This window comes from Rhizocola hellebori (assembly GCF_016862955.1).
GTDB lineage: Bacteria > Actinomycetota > Actinomycetes > Mycobacteriales > Micromonosporaceae > Rhizocola > Rhizocola hellebori.
The window spans coordinates 1-18,486 of sequence record NZ_BONY01000079.1; the positions used below are offsets into that span (position 1 = coordinate 1).

Below are 18,486 nucleotides of genomic sequence, written 5' to 3' on the forward strand. Positions count from 1 at the left end.
GACTCGGCGGGCGGTGTGGCGGAGGGTGGCGACTTGGCGGGCGGTGTGGCGGAGGGTGGCGACTTGGCGGGCGGTGGTGTGGCGGAGGGTGGTGGCGCGGTGGGCGGTGGTGTGGAGGCGGCGGGTGAGGTGGCGGAGGCGGGCGGTTGCTGCTCTGCTTGTGATTTCCGCGCGGGCGCGGCGCAGCCTGAGGGCTTGGGCTGCGTGGCGAAGTGGGGATTGCCTGCGCGCCCATGCCGTGAGCAAGGATCGTCCAAACGCGACCCCGGCGGCGAGACGTCGGGTGGACGCGGCGCGCAGGAGGCGAAGCGCGATCGCGCGCAGGTGTGCCGGAGTCATGAATGTCCGATGAGGATGAGGCCGGACTGGTCCGCGCCGCGCGAGGTCAGCCATCCGGCGATGCGGTCGTAGGCGCGGCGGTAGGTGTCGCGTTGGGTCTCGGACAGGCCGGACCGGGCCAGCTCGGTGGGCAGATCGACGACGCGGGAGGCCGGCTGGTACTCCATCCAGGTGGGAAGCGCCTCCACTTTGGACACAGCCCAGCGCCCGCCCGATTTGGTGAAGGTATAGCGGGTCAGGTGAGCGTCCTGGGTGTCCTCGGGCGACCCATCGGGAAAGCGGACCATCACATTGCCCATGCCGTAGGCGACCCACTTGGTGCCGATCTTCTCCATCGGCTGTACGACATGCACATGGGTACCGACGATCAGATCGATGTCGGGCGAGGCCAGCAGCTCACGTGCCAAGCCGAGCTGGCCGTCGTCGGCTTCGTGCTGGTATTCGGTACCCCAATGAAGGCTTAAGACAACCACTTCCGCTCCGGCCTCCCGGGCGCGCCGGGCCTGCGCCTGGATCGCGGCAGCGTCTATGAGATTGGCGCTCCACGGCTTGTCCTCGGGAAGCGGCAAACCGTTGAAGCTGAACGTGTAGGACAGGTGACCAACCTTGATGCCGCGAGCGCTCACCAGCGTCGGGGTGGCCGCTTCCGCGGCCGTGCGGGCGGAGCCGGCGTGTTTGAGGCCGACCCGGTCGAGCCCGTCGAGGGTGCGGACCAGACCTTCCCAGCCGTAGTCCAGGGTGTGGTTGGAGGCGGTGGAGCAGGTGTCGTAGCCGAGGTCGGCCGCGGTGTCGACGAGCGAGGGCGGGGCGTTGAAGGTGGGATAGCCGGTCCACGGATCGCCCGGCGCGGCCAGCGGGGTCTCCAGATGGCAGATGGCCAGATCGGCCGTTGAGACCATGGGTTTAAGCGCGCCAAGGATTTTCGCGAAGCCACCTTCGGCGGTGGCCTGCTCGGACAGTTCCGGCTGGGAGATGAAGTCGCCCGAGGCGACGACGGTGAACTCGGTGACCGGTGGCGAGGCAGCGACGCTTGCCGAAACGGCCGGCTCGGAACCGCATGCGGCCAGCCCCACGGCGAGCAGGGCGACTGCGACCAATCTCATCGAATGTTTCCTGTGTGTCCAAGCGAGTAGCGGCCTGGCTGCGGCCAGACCAGAAGTCCGTGTGGTCCGGCCCCGACCGGGATGCGGCCCTTCAGCTCGCCGGTGGTGGTGTCGAAGGCGTAGACCTCTCCGTGATAACGACCGGCCAGCCACAGCGTGGTGCCGTCGGGAGAGACACCACCCATATCGGGGCTGCCGCCGCCGGGGATGGTCCATTTCGCGATCGGCTGGAGGGTGGCCATGTCGAGCACGCTCACCGAGCCTTCGTTGCGGTTGGACACGTAGGCGATGGCCCCGTCTCGGCTGAAGTAGATGCCGTGCGCGCCCTTGCCGGTGGGGATGTAGCCGATGCGCTGGGTGGCCTGCGCGTCGAACACGTAGACGCCGTCGGCGTGCATGTCGGCGACGAGGAAGACCGATCCGTTGGGTACCAGCCTGGTGTCCTGCGGCATCCCGTTGGGCACCACGTCCAGGTCGAACCGGCGCAGCTGCTCACCCGAGGCCACGTCGAAGGCGATCATCCGGTTGGCGAACTCGCAACTGGCCAGGCCGGTCTTGCCGTCGAGGGTGAAGTCCATGTGGTTGATGCCTTCGCAGTCCGGAAAGTGGCTGCTTTTCACCAGTTCCCAGGTCTGCGGGTGATAGAAGTCGAGCCGCTGGTAGGCCTCGGCGACGACGATGGCGAACTGCCCGTCGGGCGTGTAGTAGAGGTTGTACACGTCCTGGACGTTCACCATCTGGCCGGGTTTGCCGGTACGGGGGTCGATCGGAAGGACGGCTCCGCCCGGTACCCGGGAGGAGGTGACGTAAAGGGTGCGCATGTCGTAGGAGGGCACCACGTGCTGCGGCTCGGGCCCGCCGTAGAACTCGTCGACCACCTGCATCGTGTTGGGGTCGATCACGTGGACGCGGTCGCTGGCCGGGTTGGGCACGTAGACCAGCTCGCGGTCCTCACGCAGATCGGTGCGCACCATGTTGGCCCCGGCGGCGGCGTAGATGTTGCCGCGATCGGGGTAGGCGGGCATCCCTTCAAGCAGGTCCGCCGCGGGGACCGCGTGCGGCTGGTTCGCCTCGTGTTGCTGAGCTTCGGTAGCCAGCGGGGCCCTCACTGTTTCCGCGCAACCAGCGATCGTGGTAGCAAACAGTAATGCCAGCACTACTCTACGCATATGGGACATCTTGCCATATTCAGCGCATCAGGACGGTGGAAGATCATGCCTTCCCGCCACGAGATCCTGCAGCCTGACCTTGGCGCGGATCATCGGGTTGCGCAGGCGCTGCTCGCGCCAGGTGGCCCTTTCCAGCTTCGACCGCGCGCGAAGGTCGGGCCGGGCATAGCGCCAGCGCGACCAAGGCGAACTCGGCCGGGCTAGCCTGATCGCGCCGACGTAGAGCAACACCGGGACGAACAGGCCCACCAGCCCGGTCCAGATCTTGCCCTTGAGCACAGTGATCACCGCGAGCCCGAGATGGAACGCGCCGAGCAGCACGCCGCCGATGCCGGTCAGCCCCTCCAGGATCACCGGACGCAGCCCGAGCACGAGCATGCCGGTCACGGCGACCGCCACGAACACGGCATCGATCGAGGTGCGTCCGCGTTCCTGCCAGTACACGTCGTCGAGATGCAGGATCAACGCGAACTCGTCGAGTACGAGAGCCGCGCCCACGCCGAACACGAAGGCCACCACCGAGCTCCAGAACAGTTCCTCGTTCGGAATCAGCAAGCCGGCCACCCCGCCCACGAGCATGAAGACGACCCCGAAGACGACGTGATGGATGTGCAGGCCGCTGGGATTGACGTTGCCCGGCCACCAGCGCACCTTGGCCCGGATCATGCGTACGGACAGGCGGATGAAGAGAAAGCCGCAGACGACCCCGATGAAGAACCAGAAGAGCGGTAGTCTTCCGGATTCCGCAAGATCCCGGAACCAAGCTCCACTCACAAAGCAACACTATATGGTCAAAACGTGCGTAAATACGTACCTCGTATCTTCGCCACCCTGCTGGCCTTCGTCGCCTTGCTCAGCGCGCTCGGCGCGCTCGGCGGCGCCCTCGGCCGGGGTGCCATGCGCGTTCGGGAGCTGCTGGAAAACGTCCTGCTGCTTACCCCACTCAACCTCGGCTACGCGGCCGCTCTGGCCGTGCTGGCGGGCGCGACCGCCCGGCGCAAGCGGGTGGCCTACTGGGTCCTGATCGCCTACTTCTCATTCCTGTTCCTGGTGGTTCTGCTCGTCATGGGCATCGCCATCAGCGGCGTCGCCGACGAGCCGGGCAAGCCTTACCTGAATCGCGGCGACACCATCGGCCTCGCCCTGGCCGGGCTGGTCAGCATCGGCGCGCTGAACCTGCTGTTCTGGGGACGGCACGAGTTCTATGCCCGCGTGCGCAAGGGCGGCCTGCGCCAGGCGTTCAAGGTTTTCGCCGGGGTGGTCGCCATCGGCATCGGCCTGGGCTACACGCTCGTCAGCGTGTTCCCCGGCTCGCTGGAAGGCGCGGCGGAGAAGCTTCGCTACAGCGTGGACAAGGTGCTCGGCGGCTTCGGGTTCGCCCTGGACACCCAGGGCGCGGCGCCGGGCTGGGTCAACTTCATCCTCGGCCTGTTCGGCGCCGTCGCCGTCTTCGCCGGCCTGTTCACGCTGTTGCGTTCGCAGCAGGTCACCTCCGAGCTGAGCGGCGAGGAGGAGTCCCGGATCCGGGGGCTGCTGGACCGGTACGGCGAGCAGGATTCGCTCGGCTATTTCGCGACCCGGCGGGACAAGGCCGCCGTCTTCTCCCCCAACGGCAAAGCCGCCATCACCTATCGCGTGGTGAACGGGGTGAGCCTCGCCAGCGGTGACCCGGTGGGCGATCCGCAGGCGTGGGACCCGGCCATCGCCGCCTGGATCGAGCACGCCCGGCGCTACGCCTGGGTTCCGGCCGTGATGGGGGCGAGCGAAGAGGGCGCGACCGCCTACGACCGGGCCGCGATGAAGGTGATTCACCTTGGCGATGAAGCGGTGCTGGACGCCAAGGAGTTCACTTTGGAGGGTCGCGACATGCGGCCCGTGCGGCAGGCCGTCAACCGCGTCGAGCGGGCCGGGTACACGGCCACGGTGCGGCGGCACGCCGACATCGCGCCGCCCGAGCTGAAGGAGGCCGCGGACCTGGCGACGCGTTGGCGCGACACCGAAAGCGAGCGCGGCTTCTCGATGGCGCTGGGCCGCCTCGGCGATCCCAACGACGGCGCGTGCGTGCTGGTGAGCGTGCAGGACGGCACGGGCGCGACCAAAGCCCTGCTGTCGTTCAGCCCCTGGGGCAAGCGCGGGCTCTCCCTCGACCTGATGCGCCGCGATCCCCAGGCCGAGAACGGTGTCATGGAGTTCATGGTCAGCGAGCTGATGCGCCAGGCGCCGGGACTGGGCGTCGACCGCGTCTCGCTCAACTTCGCCGTCTTCCGTTCGGTGTTCTCCGAAGGCGGCCGGATCGGCGCCGGGCCGATCCTGCGACTGGCCCGGCGCCTGCTGCTTTTCTTCTCCAAGTGGTGGCAGCTGGAGTCGCTCTATCGCGCCAACGCCAAGTACCACCCGCAATGGGAGCCGCGCTTCCTGTGCATCGGCGAGCGGCGCGAGCTTGCCCGGGTGGGCATCGCCTCCGGTATCGCCGAGGGATTCCTCACCTTGCCCGGCACCCACGCCGCGCCGCTTGACCACTCGTATGCCCCGCTCTTGCCCGCCACGGAGATTCTGCCGTCGCCCGAGGAGGAACAAGAGAAAGTTCCTGAGCAGATGGGGGTACGGATGGAGAAGCTCGATCACCTGAGAGCGGCCGGCTACGAGCCGTATCCGGTGACGTTCGCGCGCAACTCCACCTGCGCCCAGATCACGCGCCACCATCGGGAGCTGCCCCCGGATCAGCACACCGGCGACCACGTGTCGCTGGCGGGCCGCATCATGTTGCTGCGCAACCACGGCAGGGTCTGCTTCGCGACGTTGCGCGACTGGAGCGGCGACCTGCAGCTGATGCTGGAGTCCGATCTGGAGCGCTGGAAGTCGACCGTGGACATCGGCGATCACGTCGGCATCAGCGGCGAGGTCGTCACCAGCAGGCGCGGCGAGCTGACCGTCCTCGTCAGCTCATGGACGTTGACGGCCAAGTGCCTGCGTCCGTTGCCCGACAAGCACGCCGGCCTGTCCGACCCGGAAGCCCGTGTTAGGCAACGCTATCTTGACCTCATCGTGAACCCGTCGTCACGCGACACCCTGCGCACGCGCAGCCTCACCATCCGCAGCCTGCGTGAGTCGCTGGCCGAGCGCGGTTTCATCGAGGTGGAAACGCCTATCCTGCAACGTATCCACGGCGGAGCCAACGCCAAGCCGTTCACCACACACATCAACGCCTACGATATGCGGCTGTACCTACGTATCGCCCCGGAGCTGTACCTCAAACGGCTATGTGTCGGCGGCGTCGAAAAGGTCTTCGAGCTCGGCCGAACGTTCCGGAACGAAGGGGTCGACTTCAAGCACAACCCTGAGTTCACCATGCTTGAGGCCTACCAGGCATATGCCGACTACAACACGATGCGAGAGCTGACCCAATCGCTCGTGCAAGCGCTGCCAGTGGCTCGGGACGACCTAGACCTCTCCGGACAGTGGCCTGTGGTCACAGTCAATGATGCCATCTCGCACGCGCTCGGGGAACAGGTCACCGCCGACACCACGCGCGAAGAGCTGGTGCGCCTTTGTGAGCGGGCCGGCGTCCCGGTGGATCCGGGATGGGGTGCGGGCGCGGTGGTGCTGGAGATGTACGAGCGCCTGGTGGAGTCGAAAACGGTGCAGCCCACCTTTTACAAAGATTTCCCGGCCGAGGTTTCACCGTTGACCCGTTCCCATCGCGACGACCCGCGGCTTGCCGAGCGCTGGGATCTCGTCGCCTTCGGCTCCGAGCTCGGCACCGCCTACTCCGAACTCATCGATCCGGTGGAACAGCGCCGCCGCCTCACCGAGCAGAGCCTGCTCGCGGCGGGCGGTGACCCGGAGGCGATGGAGCTCGACCTCGACTTCCTGGAGGCGCTTGAACATGCGATGCCGCCGTCGGGCGGTCTGGGCATAGGCGTCGACCGTCTGGTCATGCTGCTGACCGGAAAGTCGATCCGCGAAACTCTCGCTTTCCCGTTGGTCCGGCGCACCGTCGGCCAAAACAACCTAGGCTGATCCGCGCAGGATGCTGGCTTCTACCGCGCGAAGCTCAGGGCCGGGTTCAACTCCCAGCTCCTCGGCCAGCAAGCGGCGTGCCTTCTGGTAGACGGCGAGCGCTTCGGCGCGGCGGCCGCAGCCGGCGAGCGCCGTCATCAGCTGAGCGTAAAAGCCTTCATGGTAAGGGAAATCGCTTACGAGAACGGCCAGGTGCGGAATGACTTCGAGATGGCGTCCAATGCGCAGTCCCGATTCGATGTAGCGGGTCCACGCCGTCAATTGGAGTTCCTCCAATCTAGCCACTTCTCCGCGCGCGGCTTGGAGGTCCCGCACATCGCACAAGGCCGCCCCACGCCACAGATCGAGCGCCTGGCGCAATGTTTCGGCGGCCAGCTCCGGGTCGTCGCGCTGAAGCCATCGCGCGCCTTCAGCAACAAGAGACTCAAACTGGAATACGTCAAATTCTTGTGTGCCAACCTCTATGAGGTACCCGGCGGTGGTGGTGATAAGAAGGCGAGCCTCACTTCGCGGAGCTCGGTCGGGTTCGAGTTGCTGACGCAGGCTGGAGATGTGCGCCTGGATCACCAACGACGCCGAACGAGGGGGAGTTCCTTTGGGCCATAGCCAAAACATTAGCTGGTCAATGGGCACGATTTTGTTCGCGTTGGCCAACAACGCGATGAGCAGGGCGCGCCTCTTGGCTCCCCCTATGAGCAAGGGAGCTGTCGCATTGCGCACCTCTAAAGGGCCTAGGATCGCGAAGTACATCTATCTCGCCTCGCCGGAAAGCTAGCACACCACAAACGAATCGCAAGTAGCACCACGAAAGATTTAGATATGTACTCCCACAATGCGGCCTCCGTAGACTGGTCCCCGCGCCAGATTTACCGTCTGGTCCGCAATTTCTATCGCGAGCCCGCCTCCTGGCTGGCGTTGGCGATCTCGACGGTGGTGCTGGTCTATGGCGGCGGGGCGCTCATGTTCTGGTATCACTCCATTTATCTAGGCGAGGGCGGACCCGCGATCAGTCCCGCGCTGCACTGGTTTGTGGACTCAACCGCAGGCCTGTTCTTCCTGACGCCGGTCGTCGCCGTCGTCCTGCCCATCGCCTCCCGGACCGCGTCGCGCTACACCGGCAAGCTGGGTGGCGCCTACTACGCGATGGTGGGCGGCACAATCTTCGCCCTGGCAACGGTGCCGGGGCCGGTAATGCACGACAACCTCGTCGGCCGGGGAACCTGGCTGGCCAACGAGATCACCCGGATGTGGGGCGACGGCCGGATCCCGGGGCCGAATCACCACTACACGGTGCCCGTGTCCCTGTCCCTGCAATTGGCTTTCGCACTGCCCCTCTACATTGGGCTCATGTGGCTGCTGTGGTCAGGCGCTTCAGTCGCCCGCTCGCGCAAGACCGAACAGTCCACTGTGGATAGTGTGGTTAGCCAAGCCTAAGGCGCGAACTGGCCCCGTTGCCCGCGGGGCCAGTTCCCCTTTATTAAGACTTTCTTTCCGGCCCTTTGCGCAGTGACGCCGTGATGGAACGGGGATCGGTGTGCCCATCGGCATACCGATCGGCATACCCATCAAACCGGCCTCGCCGCGGGGTCTTTGGCGATCAGTCCGAAGACGACGGACAGCCAGAAAAGGGCAGCACGAAAGGGCCATCAAGCCGAGCGCAGCTACCCGTTGCAGCGCATCGGCTCACGGCGGAATACCGATGGCGATCGCAAGCCCGGCCACGGCAGCGGTCGGGATGCCCAGCCTCACCACGCTCGCCACGACATGCCCGGTCAGCACGGTCGAGCCAAGGATCGGAAGCGATCGAAATCGGTCAATGGTACCACGGCCCGGCCGCCCGCGGCGGATCGTGGAATCCGGTCAGGCCGAGCGAAGCGCCGCCAGCCGCGGCTCGCGGGACCGCGGCGAGTCGAGGCTGAAGCTGCGCGCGTCACCGAGCTCGTCGCGGATGAACGCGGTCGTGCGATCCAGCTCGGCGTTGAGGGCCTTGTCCGGCTTGCCGTCGAAGACCCAGCTGACGATCTGCTCGTGCTCGGGGTCGTACTGCCACAGACCGATCACCCGCCCCCGGTCGATGATCGGGTGGTCCGGCAGATCGGGCATGTTGAGCAAGCTGTGCTTGTCGCCCGGCACGGTGACATCGACGTCGACGAGCGAGTGATGATCGCGGCGCAACAGGATGAGCGCGTCGATCCCGGCGAGCAGGTTGTAGACCGGCTTACGCGGCGCCTGGTATGCCTCGTACTCCGCGACCTGAGCCCGTGGCAGGAACAGCCCGTCCACCTCGACCAGCTCGGGCAGGCAGGTCTTGGCCTGGCCCGCGCTGAACGCGCTGAACCAGCGCAGGTGCCCGACCGAGGCCGGGCCGATCCAGTCGAAGTAGAGCCGGGCCAGCTCCGCGGCGGCATCGCCGTCGAAGGTGGGCGGATCCCACCGGGTGTACGAGTACCGCTGCTGATCGAGGCGGCCGTTGCTCGGTACCCGTCTAATCTGGCCCTTGGCCTGTAAGAGCCCGAGCGCGGCCGGCAGGGTGGTGCTCTGGCCCTTCTTCTTGCCCTCCTCGCCGAGGCTGCGGACCTTGTCGCCGACTGCCGCCTTGAGCTGGGCCGGATCGAGCGAACCGTTGTCCGGCAGCACTTCCAGCACCGCCTGGCACAGCTGCTCGATCTCTGTGCGGGGCACCCCGAGCTTCTCCAGAACCCGCAGATCGGCTTCGGGCGCACCACGGCCCACGGTCAGGCCGAGCCCGAAGTGCTCGTGCGGCAGGACGTAGGTACAGCCACGCGCCGAGGGCAGCTCGTAGATCTGTAGTGCTTCGACGGCTTTGTCGGCCTGTGCCCGCGATGTGCCGGCACGGGCGAACAGTGACAGATAAGGGTTTGCCCCACCGACCGAACGAGCCCAACCCGTCTTGGCGAGGACGGCCGCCGGATCGGCTCCTCGTAGCGAGCCGTCGAGTCCCTGGCGGTGCCACCACCAGGCACGGAGATCCGTCATGTGCTAACAGTAGGTGCCCGCTCTGGTCGCCGCTGGTTAAACGTGGCAGGCTTTTGCCTCATGACACTGGCTCGGCAGGTGCAGCGGGTGTCGGCCTGCGGGCTCGCCCGTGACGGCGACGCGGTGTTGCTCGTTCAGATAGGCCGGAGCGCCTATGGCGAAGCGGGCAAATGGATGCTGCCCGGCGGCGGCATCGAACACGGCGAGGACCCCCGCGAGGCGGTGGCCCGCGCCTTCACCGAGCAGATCGGCCTGACCGTTCAGGTCGATGAGCTGCTCGAAGTCGCGTCCGATTACCGTCACCTGCCCGGTGGCATCGACTTCCACGGCATCTTCATCGTCTACGGCGTCACCGTCACCGCGGGCGAGCTAAGGCCCGAGCCCGACGGTGCGGTGCTAGCCCCAACCTGGGTAAAACCGTCCGAAGTGGACGGTTTCCCCATCGTCGATCCGATCAAGGCCGTGCTGGCCAGCCGTCACAGGTAGTGCCCCACGCGCGGCTCCGGCGCGACCCGTACCAGGCCGGTCTCGCCGCGCTGCAACGCGAACAGCTCCGCCAGCGTCGCGCCCTGCGAGCCGATCCCGGCCGAGCTGCCCAGCCACGCGCTGGCCTCAGCGAACGGCAGCGGACCCACCTCGATCTGGGCCAGGCACCGGCCGGGCCGCACCACGGCCGGGTGCAAGCTCGCCAGCGGCTCGTTGGTGGTCAGCCCGACCAGCACCGAGCGCCCCTGCGCGAGCAGCCCGTCGGTGAGGTTGAGCAGGCGCGACAGCGACTGGCCGCTGGACTGCTTGGCCGACGCCGAGATCAGCTCGTCGCAGTCCTCCACGATCAGCAGACGCCACTTGCGCTTGTTCTCGTCGTCGAAACCGAGGGCCACCTGCATCAGGTAGCTCGTGCTGGCGAACAGGCTCTCCGGGTCGAGCACGCAGTCGACCTGACACCAGTCGGACCAGGCCTGCGCGAGCGCACGCAGCGCCGTGGTCTTGCCGGTGCCGGGCGCGCCGTGAAGCAGCAGCAGCCGCCCCGGCATGGTCTCCGGCTTGACCTCGAGCAGCTTGTCGATGGAAGCGGCCACGTCGCTGGCATAGTTGCGGCGCAGCTGCTCCCAGCTCTGGGTCGTGATGCGACGGTTGTCCCGGCGCGGACCGTGGCCGGTCATGTGCCAGAACCCCATCTCCACAATGTCCTTGGCCGGTTTGCGGCTGTCCTTGGCGTTGCGGGTCGCCTCTTTGAGGATCCGGGTGGCCAGCTCGTCGCTGGTGGCCGTGACCGTGACCTCGGCGCTGTCGCCCTGCCAGCGCACCGCGCGCAAGGTCCAGCCCTCGCCGCAGACCAGGTGGCTGCGCACACCGTTGTCGGTGGCGACGCGCTGCAGCTGGCCTTCCGCGGGCATGAGCGAGGCGGTTTTGAGCACCTTCGCCAACCGCTTCGTCTGGGCGAAGGGCTGCTCCCCCGTGGTGAAGGCAGACAGGATCAGCGCATCGAGGACGTCCCGAGGGGTATCGGAGTCATCGATCGCGACGCTGAACGGCAGCTGCGGGTTACGCACCAGATGATGATCGCTTAATCGCTGCGGATCAACCACCGGTTTTCGTGACGGCGATATCGATGCCCAGCAGGTCGTGGAAGGCCTGGGCGCCGGTCGCGGTGACCTTCACGGCGCGTCCACTGCCGACCTTCTGCACCCATTTGCGTTTCAGCACATGCTCACAGAACGCGGCGCCGCTGGCGCCGGCGAGGTGGAACCGGCGCTCTGTCCAGTCCAGACAGGGCCGGACCAGTGGCCGTCTTCCGCCCCGGATCGCCTCCACATCGATGCCCAGCTCGCCGAGCCAGGTCACGCCCGGACCCGTCAACGCGAACCCGGAGTCGGTGACCAGCCCGCGGCGGGTCATCGCGTCGGCGATCTCGACGCCGAGCTTGCCGGCCAGGTGGTCGTAGCAGGTGCGCGCCTTGGACAGCGCGTTGGCCTGCACGGACTCCTTGAGTGAACGTGGCACATCGACCACGTTGACATGCGCGGCGATGTCTTCAAGCAGACCGGCGATGGTCGCGTCGGCGATGCGCAGGTAGCGATGGCGGCCCTGATGTTCGTCCGCCAGGATTCCCCCTCTGACCAGCTGGGTCAGGTGGGCGCTGGCCGTCGAGGGCGCGACACCGGCGTGCTTGGCCAGCTCGCCTGCCGTCCACGCACGACCGTCTAGGAGGGCGAGGCACATCGCTGCCCGGGTCTGATCGGCGATCAAACCCGCGAACTGCGCCAGAGCCGATGGGGCGGACACGCCTACATGGTTGCTCAGCGATATTGCGGCGGTCAACGAAACATTCGGGATTTATTTTCTCCTCATGCAGCTGACCGACATGGCCGCAGTTCAGGCCGCATTCGCCAACGAGAAACTCTTTCCGCCCCCGGCCGCGCCGGGCGCCGTCTACTGGCTTCGATCCCGGGTCGCCCGCTTCAGCCACGGCCCCGAGCACGCCCACCGCCGCGCGCTGGCGGTCGCCGAGATCGCCCGGGTCGACCCTTCCCACGCTGCGCGTCTGGCCGTTTCCCGGATCGCCGCCGGGGACTCGGTTCGTCAGGCGATCATCAAGGCTTTTTCCCTGGTACCCGACAAATGCGTGGATTTGATCATCGATGTCGCCCCTTCCTACTTCGATCCTTCCCGCCCGACGCAGTCGCTGGAACCGCTGCTGGACCTCCTCGGCCGCGACGAAGCCACCGCCGCCAGGATCGGCGTGCTGGTGCAGGCGTGCGAGGCCACCGCAGCGCTGGTCGACAACGACCTGGTGCCACCGGCCCGCACCACCAAGCGCGTCGCCCCCGACGGCACGCTGATCACCCTCGACCTCTCCGAGCTGCCCTTCGGCGCCCCACCCCGCGAGTGCCCCGGCAAGGACCTCGCCCTAACGATCGCCTCAGCCATCGTCGAGGCCCGCCGCGACGCCGCCCCCAACACACCCGCCGCAGGCGACGCCGCCACGCCCGCCGCAGGCGACGCCGCGATTTCGGGGAAATCGTCCCCTAGTTTCGCCATGATGCCGCGTTTTCCCCGAAATCGCGATGATCAAGGATCGGGTCACGCCGGAGGCACACTGTGAGCTTCGCTGACCCACCCGCGGCGGAGGCCGCCGTGAGTTTTGCTGAGCTGCATCGGCGGGGGGAGCCGCTGGTGTTGCCCAATGCCTGGGATCACGCCTCGGCGGCGCTGTTCGCGCAGCACTTCCCCGCCATCGGCACGACCAGTCTTGGGGTGGCCGCGGCACACGGCGTGCCCGATGGGGGCGGGCTGACGCCCACTCTCGACCTCGTGCGGCGCATCGCGCACCTCCCCTGCATGATCAGCGTCGACATCGAGACCGGCCCGGTGGCCCTGATCCCCTACCTCGCGCAGCTCGGGGTGGTGGGCGTCAACATCGAAGACGAGCTGGGCCCGATCGGGCCGGTCGCCGACAAGATCACCGCGATCAAGACGATGGCCCCGGGCATCTTCGTCAACGCGAGGACCGACACCCACTGGCTCGGCGCGGACCAGCAGTCCACGATCCCGCGGCTGCGCGCCTACCTCGACGCGGGCGCGGACGGCATTTTCGTGCCCGGGCTGACCTCGCGCAGCGCGATCTCCGAGCTGATCGACACCTTCGACGCGCCGCTCAACGTGCTCTACACGCCGCAAGGCCCGACTCTGCCGGAATTGGCCGCGCTCGGCGTCGCACGGGTCAGCATGGGCTCCGCGCTGTTCCGTGCCGCCCTGCAAGCCGCCCTAGATCAAATCCTGTCGATCTCGGGTCGGCCAGGCGCTCAGATGTTGAACTACGCTCGGATTCAGTCTCTCGCTCTAGGTCAGTTCATGGCAGAGTAGTGGGTATGGCGCACTCCCATCCTTCAGGCGATCCGGCCTGCGCGATGGCACACGGCGAGCTGCCTGCCGACGCAGAGCCTCGCACCCTAGTCACCGTCTTCATGAGCCCGGTCAGCGACTACTTGCTCCACTTTGGACGCGACCTGGGCTTCAAGACCGTCCTGCTGGAGCCCGATTCCGAACGCCTCGCGTGGGGCGAGTGGCGCAACGCCGACGAGGTGGCCACCATCCCCCGCGACGACTTCATCGACCGGTACACCGACATCGTGGTCACCGACCACGACCGGCCCGAGCTCGGCAAGACGATCGACTCCCTGCTGCGCATGCAGTACAGGTGGATCGGGGTCATGGGAAGTAAACGCCATGCCGCGCCGCATGTCGACGCCCTGCGAGCGCTGCGCGTGCCGGAGTACGCCATCGCCCGGGTGCATCGGCCCATCGGCCTCAACATCGGCTCCAAGACCCCGGCCGAGATCGCCATCTCGGTGCTCGCGGGGCTTATCGCCGACCGCAACCGGCGTCCCGGCGGCCACACTTTTTAGGCGCTCTTGAGAAAGATGAGCGCGTCTGTCCGGTCCAGGTGTGCTGGGTCGAGCGGAAAGTAGCCGTTGCTGGAGCTGTTGTCGGTGCGCGGCGTCAGCCTGTCCCGTGCCGCCCCCAGAGCGCCGGCCAAGCGCCTGCTGGAAAAGGCGTAGCGGCTCGCCGGAAGCTGCGACAGCATGCCCTCCAGGGTGTCCGGCGGCGGCTCGGCGAGCCCAAGGCCCGTTGCTGTTCCCAGCGCTGTGGCGGCGAACGCGTACTGCCCGTCGAGCTGCGCGTCGACGATCGCGCCGGCGCTCCACCACCGCAGCAGCTGGCCGCCCAGGTTCCAGGTGCTCTCCTCGCGCTGCAGATGCCGGTTGTGCGCGAACACCAGCGTAGGTCCGCGCTGCGCCTGGCTGCGGACGATGGCCAGCAGGTTGTCGGCCATCATCGCGTCGCGCAGACCCATCAGGCGCGGCACCCTGGCCGGCGAGGTGTCGGCCATCCCCGCGTGGTAGCGCAGCAACCCGGCCGCCGTGCGCCCGTAAAGGTGCGCCCGGTGCCAATCGTCTACAGAGGTGGCCGCCACCAGCTCGGGCGCGCGCGCCAGCAGCTCTGCCTCCAGATCGTCGGCGATCACCCGCAGCTGAGCCACCTCGGGGCGGCCGCCGACCGACTGGGTCGGGTCCATGGTCGCGCCGGGGTTGGTCCAGCCGTCGTCGTCGCCGAGGAGATCGTCGATCAGAGCCGCGGAAACCCGGTCGGCCTCAAGGTAACCGTGCAGCGCGGTGAGCACGCCTCGGGGGCTGGCGGCCCCGGCCATCTCCAGCGGCGCGTCGAACCCGAAGAACCGCAGCCGGTCGGCCGCGGGACAGTTGCGGTTGTACTGCCGCATCCACGAGACCAGCTCGCGGTTGGCGGCGCTGGCACCGAAGCCGTGGCTGAACCCGCGGGCCATCACCTCTTCCAGCGAACCGGCGCCCCGTGTCACGTAGTCGTCGACCAGGCCCCCGGCCACCGCGTCGCTTTCGATCGCGATAGACCTGTACCCCTCGCGCTCCACCAGGTGACGCCACAACTGGTTGCGCAGCTCGGGAAAGGCCTCCACGCCGTGGGTCGGCTCGCCGAGCCCGAGCAGCCTGGGCGGTCTGCTCAACGATCCGATCAGCGCCGCGAACGCGTCATCGCGGTCGGTGAGGGTCCAGCCCGCGTCCTGCCACGTCATGCGATGACCTCCAAGATGGTGGCGTTGGCCATGCCCCCGCCTTCGCACATGGTCTGCAGACCGTAGCGGATCCCGTTGTCCCGCTGGTAATACAGCATGCTCGTCATCAGGCGAGCGCCGGTCGCGCCCAGCGGATGGCCCAGCGCGATGGCGCCCCCGCGCGGGTTGAGCCGCTCCGGCGCCGCGCCGGTCTCTTTGAGCCAAGCCAGCGGGACAGGGGCGAACGCCTCGTTGACCTCGAAGACTCCAATGTCCGAAATGGACAGACCGGCCTTGGCGAGCGCCTTGGCCGTGGCCGGAATCGGGGCGGTCAGCATGATGACCGGGTCGTCACCGGCCACCACCGCGGTGTGGATGCGCGCCAGCGGGGTCAGCCCTTGCTGCGCCGCGAATTCGGAGGTGGTGATCGCCAAAGCGGCCGCACCATCGGAGATCTGCGAAGCCGACCCGGCCGTGACCACACCGTCGGGCCTGAACGGAGTGGGCAGCGAGCCCAGCTTGGCGAGGGTGGTGTCACGCCGGATGCCCTCGTCGGCAAGCACTCCCGCGTAGGGCGCCAGCTCGGCCTCGAATGAGGCGGCCGCCGCCTTCTCGTGGCTGGCCAGCGAATATTCGTCGAGCTGGCCACGGCTCAACCCCCACCGGGACGCCATCATCTCCGCCCCCACGCCCTGGCTGAACGGGATCTGGTCGTGCGCCGCGAAGCCCTCCTCATCGCGATAGCGCTCCCGAACCCGCTCGCCGTAAGGCATCTTGTCCTGGGCGCTGGATCCCATCGGCACCCGGCTCATCACCTCGACGCCGCCCGCCACCACCAGATCGGCCTGACCCGACAGCACGGTGGCCGCCGCGAAGTGGACGGCCTGCTGTGACGAGCCGCACTGACGATCGAGCGTGGTGCCCGGCACCGAGGCCGGCCAACCCGCCGCGAGCACCACATTGCGGCCCACATTCCAGGACTGCTCGCCGCTCTGCGACACACAGCCGAAGATCACATCATCGACCTGCGCGGGATCAAACCCGGCCCGCCGCGCCAGCGCCTGGAGGATATGCCCGCCCAGGTCAACCGGATGCACCTGGGCGAATCCGCCATTGCGCTTTCCCACCGGGGTCCGGACAGCTCCCACGATCACCGCGTCACGCATCTGGCCATTGTTGCGCGGGGTGGGTACCAAGAAGGACGTGAGTGAGATTGTTTTTGACCGCAAGGAGCAAATGAAGCAGATCCAGAGCGGTCTGCTTGATGGTGAAAAGATCATCGCCGTCTACGACGCCATCGGCACCGGCACCGGCTTCATCGGCCTCACCGACCGGCGCGTCATCATCCAAGACAAGTCATTCGTCGGCAAGAAGGTCGCGATCACCAGCATTCCCTACGGGAAGATCACCAGCGTGAGCGTGGTCAGCGACCGTTCCTGGGCGGGCAACTTCTTCTCCACCGGCAGCATCGCCATTCACGTCGGCGCCCGCACCTACGAGGTGAGTTTCCGTGGTGACCAAAAAGGCCACCACGTCCACAACGTCATCTTGCATTACATCAGTAGATAGATCATCCCTTGAGCGCACCGGCCATGAGGCCCCTCATGAAGAAGCGGCCCAGCAGGAGGTAGACCAGCAGGGTCGGGATGCTGGCGAGGAAGGCGCTGGCCATGGCCTGATTGAACGGCACGGTCTGCGCGCCCGCGACGTTGTTGAGCGCCACGGTCACCGGCCAGAACTCGGTACGGGTCATGATGACCCCGAACAGGAAGTCGTTCCACGCCGAGGTGAACTGCCAGATCATCGCGACGGCGAAGGCGGGCAAGCCGAGCGGCAGGGCGATGTAGGCGAAGGTGCGCAGCATGCCCGCGCCATCGACCCGCGCCGCCTCGATGACCTCTTCGGACAGGCCGATGTAGTAGTTGCGGAAGATCAGGGTGGTGATGGGCAGCCCGTAGATGATGTGGATCAGGATCAGGCCGTCCAGCCCGCCCTTGAGGCCGATGTCGGTCATCAGTCCGCTCATCGGGATGATGACCGCCTGATAGGGAATGAACATCCCGAACAGGATCACCGGGAAGACCACGTCGGCGCCGGGGAAGCGCCACTTCGCCAGCACGAAACCGTTGGCCGCGCCCAGCAGTGAGGAGATCACGCTGGCCGGGATGGCCAGCATCAGGCTGTTCACCATTCCGTTCTGCAGCTTGGGCCAGACCAGGCTGAAGCTGTCGAACGACAACGACTTGGGCAGGGTCCACATGTGCACCACGTCGACCTCGCCCGGCGACTTGAATGCGGTCACCAGCAACACGTACACCGGCATCAGGAAGAAGATGGCGAACGCGAAGAGCACCAGGTTTCTGAAGATCCGCGTCATCGCGCCGTCCGCTCTTTGCGTATCGAGTACCAGATGTACGGCACGATGACCACGGCGATCGCGAAGAAGAGCAGCGTCGCGATGGCGGCTCCGCGGGCGTAGAAGTTGCCGCGGAAGGCGGTCAGGTACATGAAGATGGCCGGTGTCTCGGTCCTCGGGTCCAGCGGCGCTATCGCATAGATGAGATCGAACGTCTTGAGCGAGATGTGCGCCAGGATGACCAGCGCGCTCATCAAGACCGGATACATCATCGGCCTGACCACGTGCCAGTAGACCCGGAACTCGGTGGCGCCGTCGACGCGGGCCGCCTCGCGCAGCTCGTCCGGGATTCCGCGCAGCCCGGCCAGGAAAAGCGCCATCACATAGCCGGAAAGGGCCCAGCCGGCGGGCAGGGCGATGGCCGCGATGGCCCACTGCGAATCGGACTTGTGCCAGTCCGAGTGCACGCCCACCAGGCCTAGCAGGTCGTTGACCCCGGTCGTGCCCTCGCCCGGGTCGCTGTTGAGCAGCCAGCGCCAGACGATGCCGGTGGCGATGAACGAGATTCCCATCGGGAACAGATAGATGCTGCGCAGTATGTTCTCGCCCCGGACGCCCTTGTCCATCAGCAGCGCCAGCAGCAGACCGACCGACATCGACCCCAGGATGAAGACCAGCGTGAAGATCAGCAGGTTTCGGGCATCGTTATGGAAGGTCTCGTCGGCGAACAGCTGCTTGTACCAGAACAGGCCCACGTAATTGTCGGTCTCCAGCTGTCCCTTCCAGTCGGTGACCGAAATCTTGATGTTCCATCCGATGAAGCCGTAGACGAAGACCCCGAGCAGCACCAGTGAAGGCGACACCAGTAGCAGCCCGGGGACCCAACGTCCGATTCGACGTTTGAGTTTG

General features: G+C 66.9%; 19 protein-coding genes. 7 read left to right on the forward strand and 12 right to left on the reverse strand.

All coding sequences use genetic code 11. From position 1 onward, the window contains the following. The 4 genes from Rhe02_RS39430 to Rhe02_RS39445 form a co-directional block, all read right to left on the reverse strand. Window positions 1-339 (reverse strand): hypothetical protein (locus Rhe02_RS39430; protein ID WP_203913606.1); only part of this gene is annotated, 339 nt, incomplete at its 3' end. Then, the gene (locus Rhe02_RS39435) at window positions 336-1,442 is read right to left on the reverse strand and encodes a CapA family protein (RefSeq protein ID WP_203913607.1); all 1,107 of its coding nucleotides are present in this window, start codon (window positions 1,440-1,442) and stop codon (window positions 336-338) included. The genes Rhe02_RS39430 and Rhe02_RS39435, both read right to left, overlap by 4 nt. After that, entirely contained in the window at window positions 1,439-2,611 is a 1,173-nt protein-coding gene (locus Rhe02_RS39440; protein WP_203913608.1) for a YncE family protein, read from the reverse strand. The genes Rhe02_RS39435 and Rhe02_RS39440 overlap by 4 nt, the downstream gene beginning before the upstream one ends. Window positions 2,612-2,638: 27 nt before the next feature. Beyond that, window positions 2,639-3,385 (reverse strand): hypothetical protein, encoded by a 747-nt coding sequence (locus tag Rhe02_RS39445; RefSeq protein WP_203913609.1) that lies wholly within the window; start codon window positions 3,383-3,385, stop codon window positions 2,639-2,641. Here Rhe02_RS39445 and lysX point away from each other — a divergent pair. Next, complete coding sequence (gene lysX, locus Rhe02_RS39450) at window positions 3,362-6,631, forward strand: bifunctional lysylphosphatidylglycerol synthetase/lysine--tRNA ligase LysX (protein WP_275412679.1); 3,270 nt, start codon at window positions 3,362-3,364, stop codon at window positions 6,629-6,631. The two genes, Rhe02_RS39445 and lysX, sit on opposite strands and share 24 nt — an antisense overlap. Here the strand turns inward: lysX and Rhe02_RS39455 are convergent. Next, a complete protein-coding gene (locus tag Rhe02_RS39455) occupies window positions 6,623-7,381 on the reverse strand; it encodes an AfsR/SARP family transcriptional regulator (protein WP_203913611.1) in 759 nt (252 codons plus the stop codon). The two genes, lysX and Rhe02_RS39455, sit on opposite strands and share 9 nt — an antisense overlap. A 69-nt stretch (window positions 7,382-7,450) precedes the next feature. Between Rhe02_RS39455 and Rhe02_RS39460 the strand changes: the two genes are divergently transcribed. Beyond that, entirely contained in the window at window positions 7,451-8,065 is a 615-nt protein-coding gene (locus tag Rhe02_RS39460) for a hypothetical protein (protein WP_203913612.1), read from the forward strand. Window positions 8,066-8,491: 426 nt separating this feature from the next. On the opposite strand, the gene Rhe02_RS39465 is transcribed toward Rhe02_RS39460, so the two are convergent. After that, window positions 8,492-9,628, reverse strand: coding sequence for a DNA glycosylase AlkZ-like family protein (locus Rhe02_RS39465; RefSeq protein WP_203913613.1), 1,137 nt, complete (start codon window positions 9,626-9,628; stop codon window positions 8,492-8,494). Between the two features lie 60 nt (window positions 9,629-9,688). Here Rhe02_RS39465 and Rhe02_RS39470 point away from each other — a divergent pair, with 60 nt between their 5' ends. Beyond that, a complete protein-coding gene (locus tag Rhe02_RS39470; RefSeq protein ID WP_203913614.1) occupies window positions 9,689-10,114 on the forward strand; it encodes an NUDIX hydrolase in 426 nt (141 codons plus the stop codon). On the opposite strand, the gene Rhe02_RS39475 is transcribed toward Rhe02_RS39470, so the two are convergent. Together Rhe02_RS39475 and Rhe02_RS39480 are read right to left on the reverse strand one after the other, a co-directional pair. Then, window positions 10,105-11,181 carry a DUF5925 domain-containing protein gene (locus Rhe02_RS39475; protein WP_203913615.1) on the reverse strand — a complete coding sequence of 359 codons (1,077 nt, stop codon included), beginning with the start codon at window positions 11,179-11,181 and terminating at the stop codon, window positions 10,105-10,107. The two genes, Rhe02_RS39470 and Rhe02_RS39475, sit on opposite strands and share 10 nt — an antisense overlap. 28 nt (window positions 11,182-11,209) lie before the next feature. Next, complete coding sequence (locus Rhe02_RS39480; protein WP_203913616.1) at window positions 11,210-11,914, reverse strand: ArsR/SmtB family transcription factor; 705 nt, start codon at window positions 11,912-11,914, stop codon at window positions 11,210-11,212. Window positions 11,915-11,978: 64 nt separating this feature from the next. Here Rhe02_RS39480 and Rhe02_RS39485 point away from each other — a divergent pair, with 64 nt between their 5' ends. The 3 genes from Rhe02_RS39485 to Rhe02_RS39495 are packed head-to-tail and all read left to right on the forward strand — an operon-like array spanning window position 11,979 to window position 14,037. Beyond that, window positions 11,979-12,734, forward strand: a complete 756-nt coding sequence (locus Rhe02_RS39485) for a hypothetical protein (protein WP_203913617.1) — start codon at window positions 11,979-11,981, stop codon at window positions 12,732-12,734. 32 nt (window positions 12,735-12,766) lie between these two features. Next, complete coding sequence (locus Rhe02_RS39490; RefSeq protein ID WP_203913618.1) at window positions 12,767-13,495, forward strand: isocitrate lyase/PEP mutase family protein; 729 nt, start codon at window positions 12,767-12,769, stop codon at window positions 13,493-13,495. A 5-nt stretch (window positions 13,496-13,500) separates the two neighbouring features. Further along, window positions 13,501-14,037: an XdhC family protein gene (locus Rhe02_RS39495; protein ID WP_203913619.1), complete on the forward strand. Its 537-nt coding sequence runs from the start codon at window positions 13,501-13,503 to the stop codon at window positions 14,035-14,037. Here Rhe02_RS39495 and Rhe02_RS39500 read toward each other — a convergent pair. Then, window positions 14,034-15,242 carry an erythromycin esterase family protein gene (locus tag Rhe02_RS39500; RefSeq protein WP_203913620.1) on the reverse strand — a complete coding sequence of 403 codons (1,209 nt, stop codon included), beginning with the start codon at window positions 15,240-15,242 and terminating at the stop codon, window positions 14,034-14,036. The genes Rhe02_RS39495 and Rhe02_RS39500 overlap by 4 nt on opposite strands. Next, entirely contained in the window at window positions 15,239-16,387 is a 1,149-nt protein-coding gene (locus tag Rhe02_RS39505; protein ID WP_203913621.1) for an acetyl-CoA C-acyltransferase, read from the reverse strand. The genes Rhe02_RS39500 and Rhe02_RS39505 overlap by 4 nt, the downstream gene beginning before the upstream one ends. 37 nt (window positions 16,388-16,424) lie before the next feature. Between Rhe02_RS39505 and Rhe02_RS39510 the strand changes: the two genes are divergently transcribed. After that, window positions 16,425-16,790 (forward strand): PH domain-containing protein, encoded by a 366-nt coding sequence (locus tag Rhe02_RS39510; protein WP_203913622.1) that lies wholly within the window; start codon window positions 16,425-16,427, stop codon window positions 16,788-16,790. Between the two features lies 1 nt (window position 16,791). Here Rhe02_RS39510 and Rhe02_RS39515 read toward each other — a convergent pair whose 3' ends face one another. Next, on the reverse strand, window positions 16,792-17,598 hold the full coding sequence (locus tag Rhe02_RS39515) for a carbohydrate ABC transporter permease (RefSeq protein ID WP_203913623.1): 807 nt from the start codon (window positions 17,596-17,598) through the stop codon (window positions 16,792-16,794). Next, window positions 17,595-18,440, reverse strand: a complete 846-nt coding sequence (locus Rhe02_RS39520) for a carbohydrate ABC transporter permease (RefSeq protein WP_239124345.1) — start codon at window positions 18,438-18,440, stop codon at window positions 17,595-17,597. Before Rhe02_RS39520 ends, Rhe02_RS39515 begins: the two co-directional genes overlap by 4 nt. Window positions 18,441-18,486 lie beyond the last annotated feature (46 nt).

Excerpts from the sequence above, each read along its gene's own strand:
- Rhe02_RS39435 (WP_203913607.1), bottom strand. The coding sequence starts at position 1,442 with ATGAGATTGGTCGCAGTCGCCCTGCTCGCCGTGGGGCTGGCCGCATGC.
- Rhe02_RS39440 (WP_203913608.1), bottom strand. The coding sequence starts at position 2,611 with ATGCGTAGAGTAGTGCTGGCATTACTGTTTGCTACCACGATCGCTGGT.
- Rhe02_RS39455 (WP_203913611.1), bottom strand. The coding sequence starts at position 7,381 with ATGTACTTCGCGATCCTAGGCCCTTTAGAGGTGCGCAATGCGACAGCT.
- Rhe02_RS39460 (WP_203913612.1), top strand. The coding sequence starts at position 7,451 with ATGTACTCCCACAATGCGGCCTCCGTAGACTGGTCCCCGCGCCAGATT.
- Rhe02_RS39465 (WP_203913613.1), bottom strand. The coding sequence starts at position 9,628 with ATGACGGATCTCCGTGCCTGGTGGTGGCACCGCCAGGGACTCGACGGC.
- Rhe02_RS39470 (WP_203913614.1), top strand. The coding sequence starts at position 9,689 with ATGACACTGGCTCGGCAGGTGCAGCGGGTGTCGGCCTGCGGGCTCGCC.
- Rhe02_RS39485 (WP_203913617.1), top strand. The coding sequence starts at position 11,979 with ATGCAGCTGACCGACATGGCCGCAGTTCAGGCCGCATTCGCCAACGAG.
- Rhe02_RS39495 (WP_203913619.1), top strand. The coding sequence starts at position 13,501 with ATGGCGCACTCCCATCCTTCAGGCGATCCGGCCTGCGCGATGGCACAC.
- Rhe02_RS39500 (WP_203913620.1), bottom strand. The coding sequence starts at position 15,242 with ATGACGTGGCAGGACGCGGGCTGGACCCTCACCGACCGCGATGACGCG.
- Rhe02_RS39505 (WP_203913621.1), bottom strand. The coding sequence starts at position 16,387 with ATGCGTGACGCGGTGATCGTGGGAGCTGTCCGGACCCCGGTGGGAAAG.
- Rhe02_RS39515 (WP_203913623.1), bottom strand. The coding sequence starts at position 17,598 with ATGACGCGGATCTTCAGAAACCTGGTGCTCTTCGCGTTCGCCATCTTC.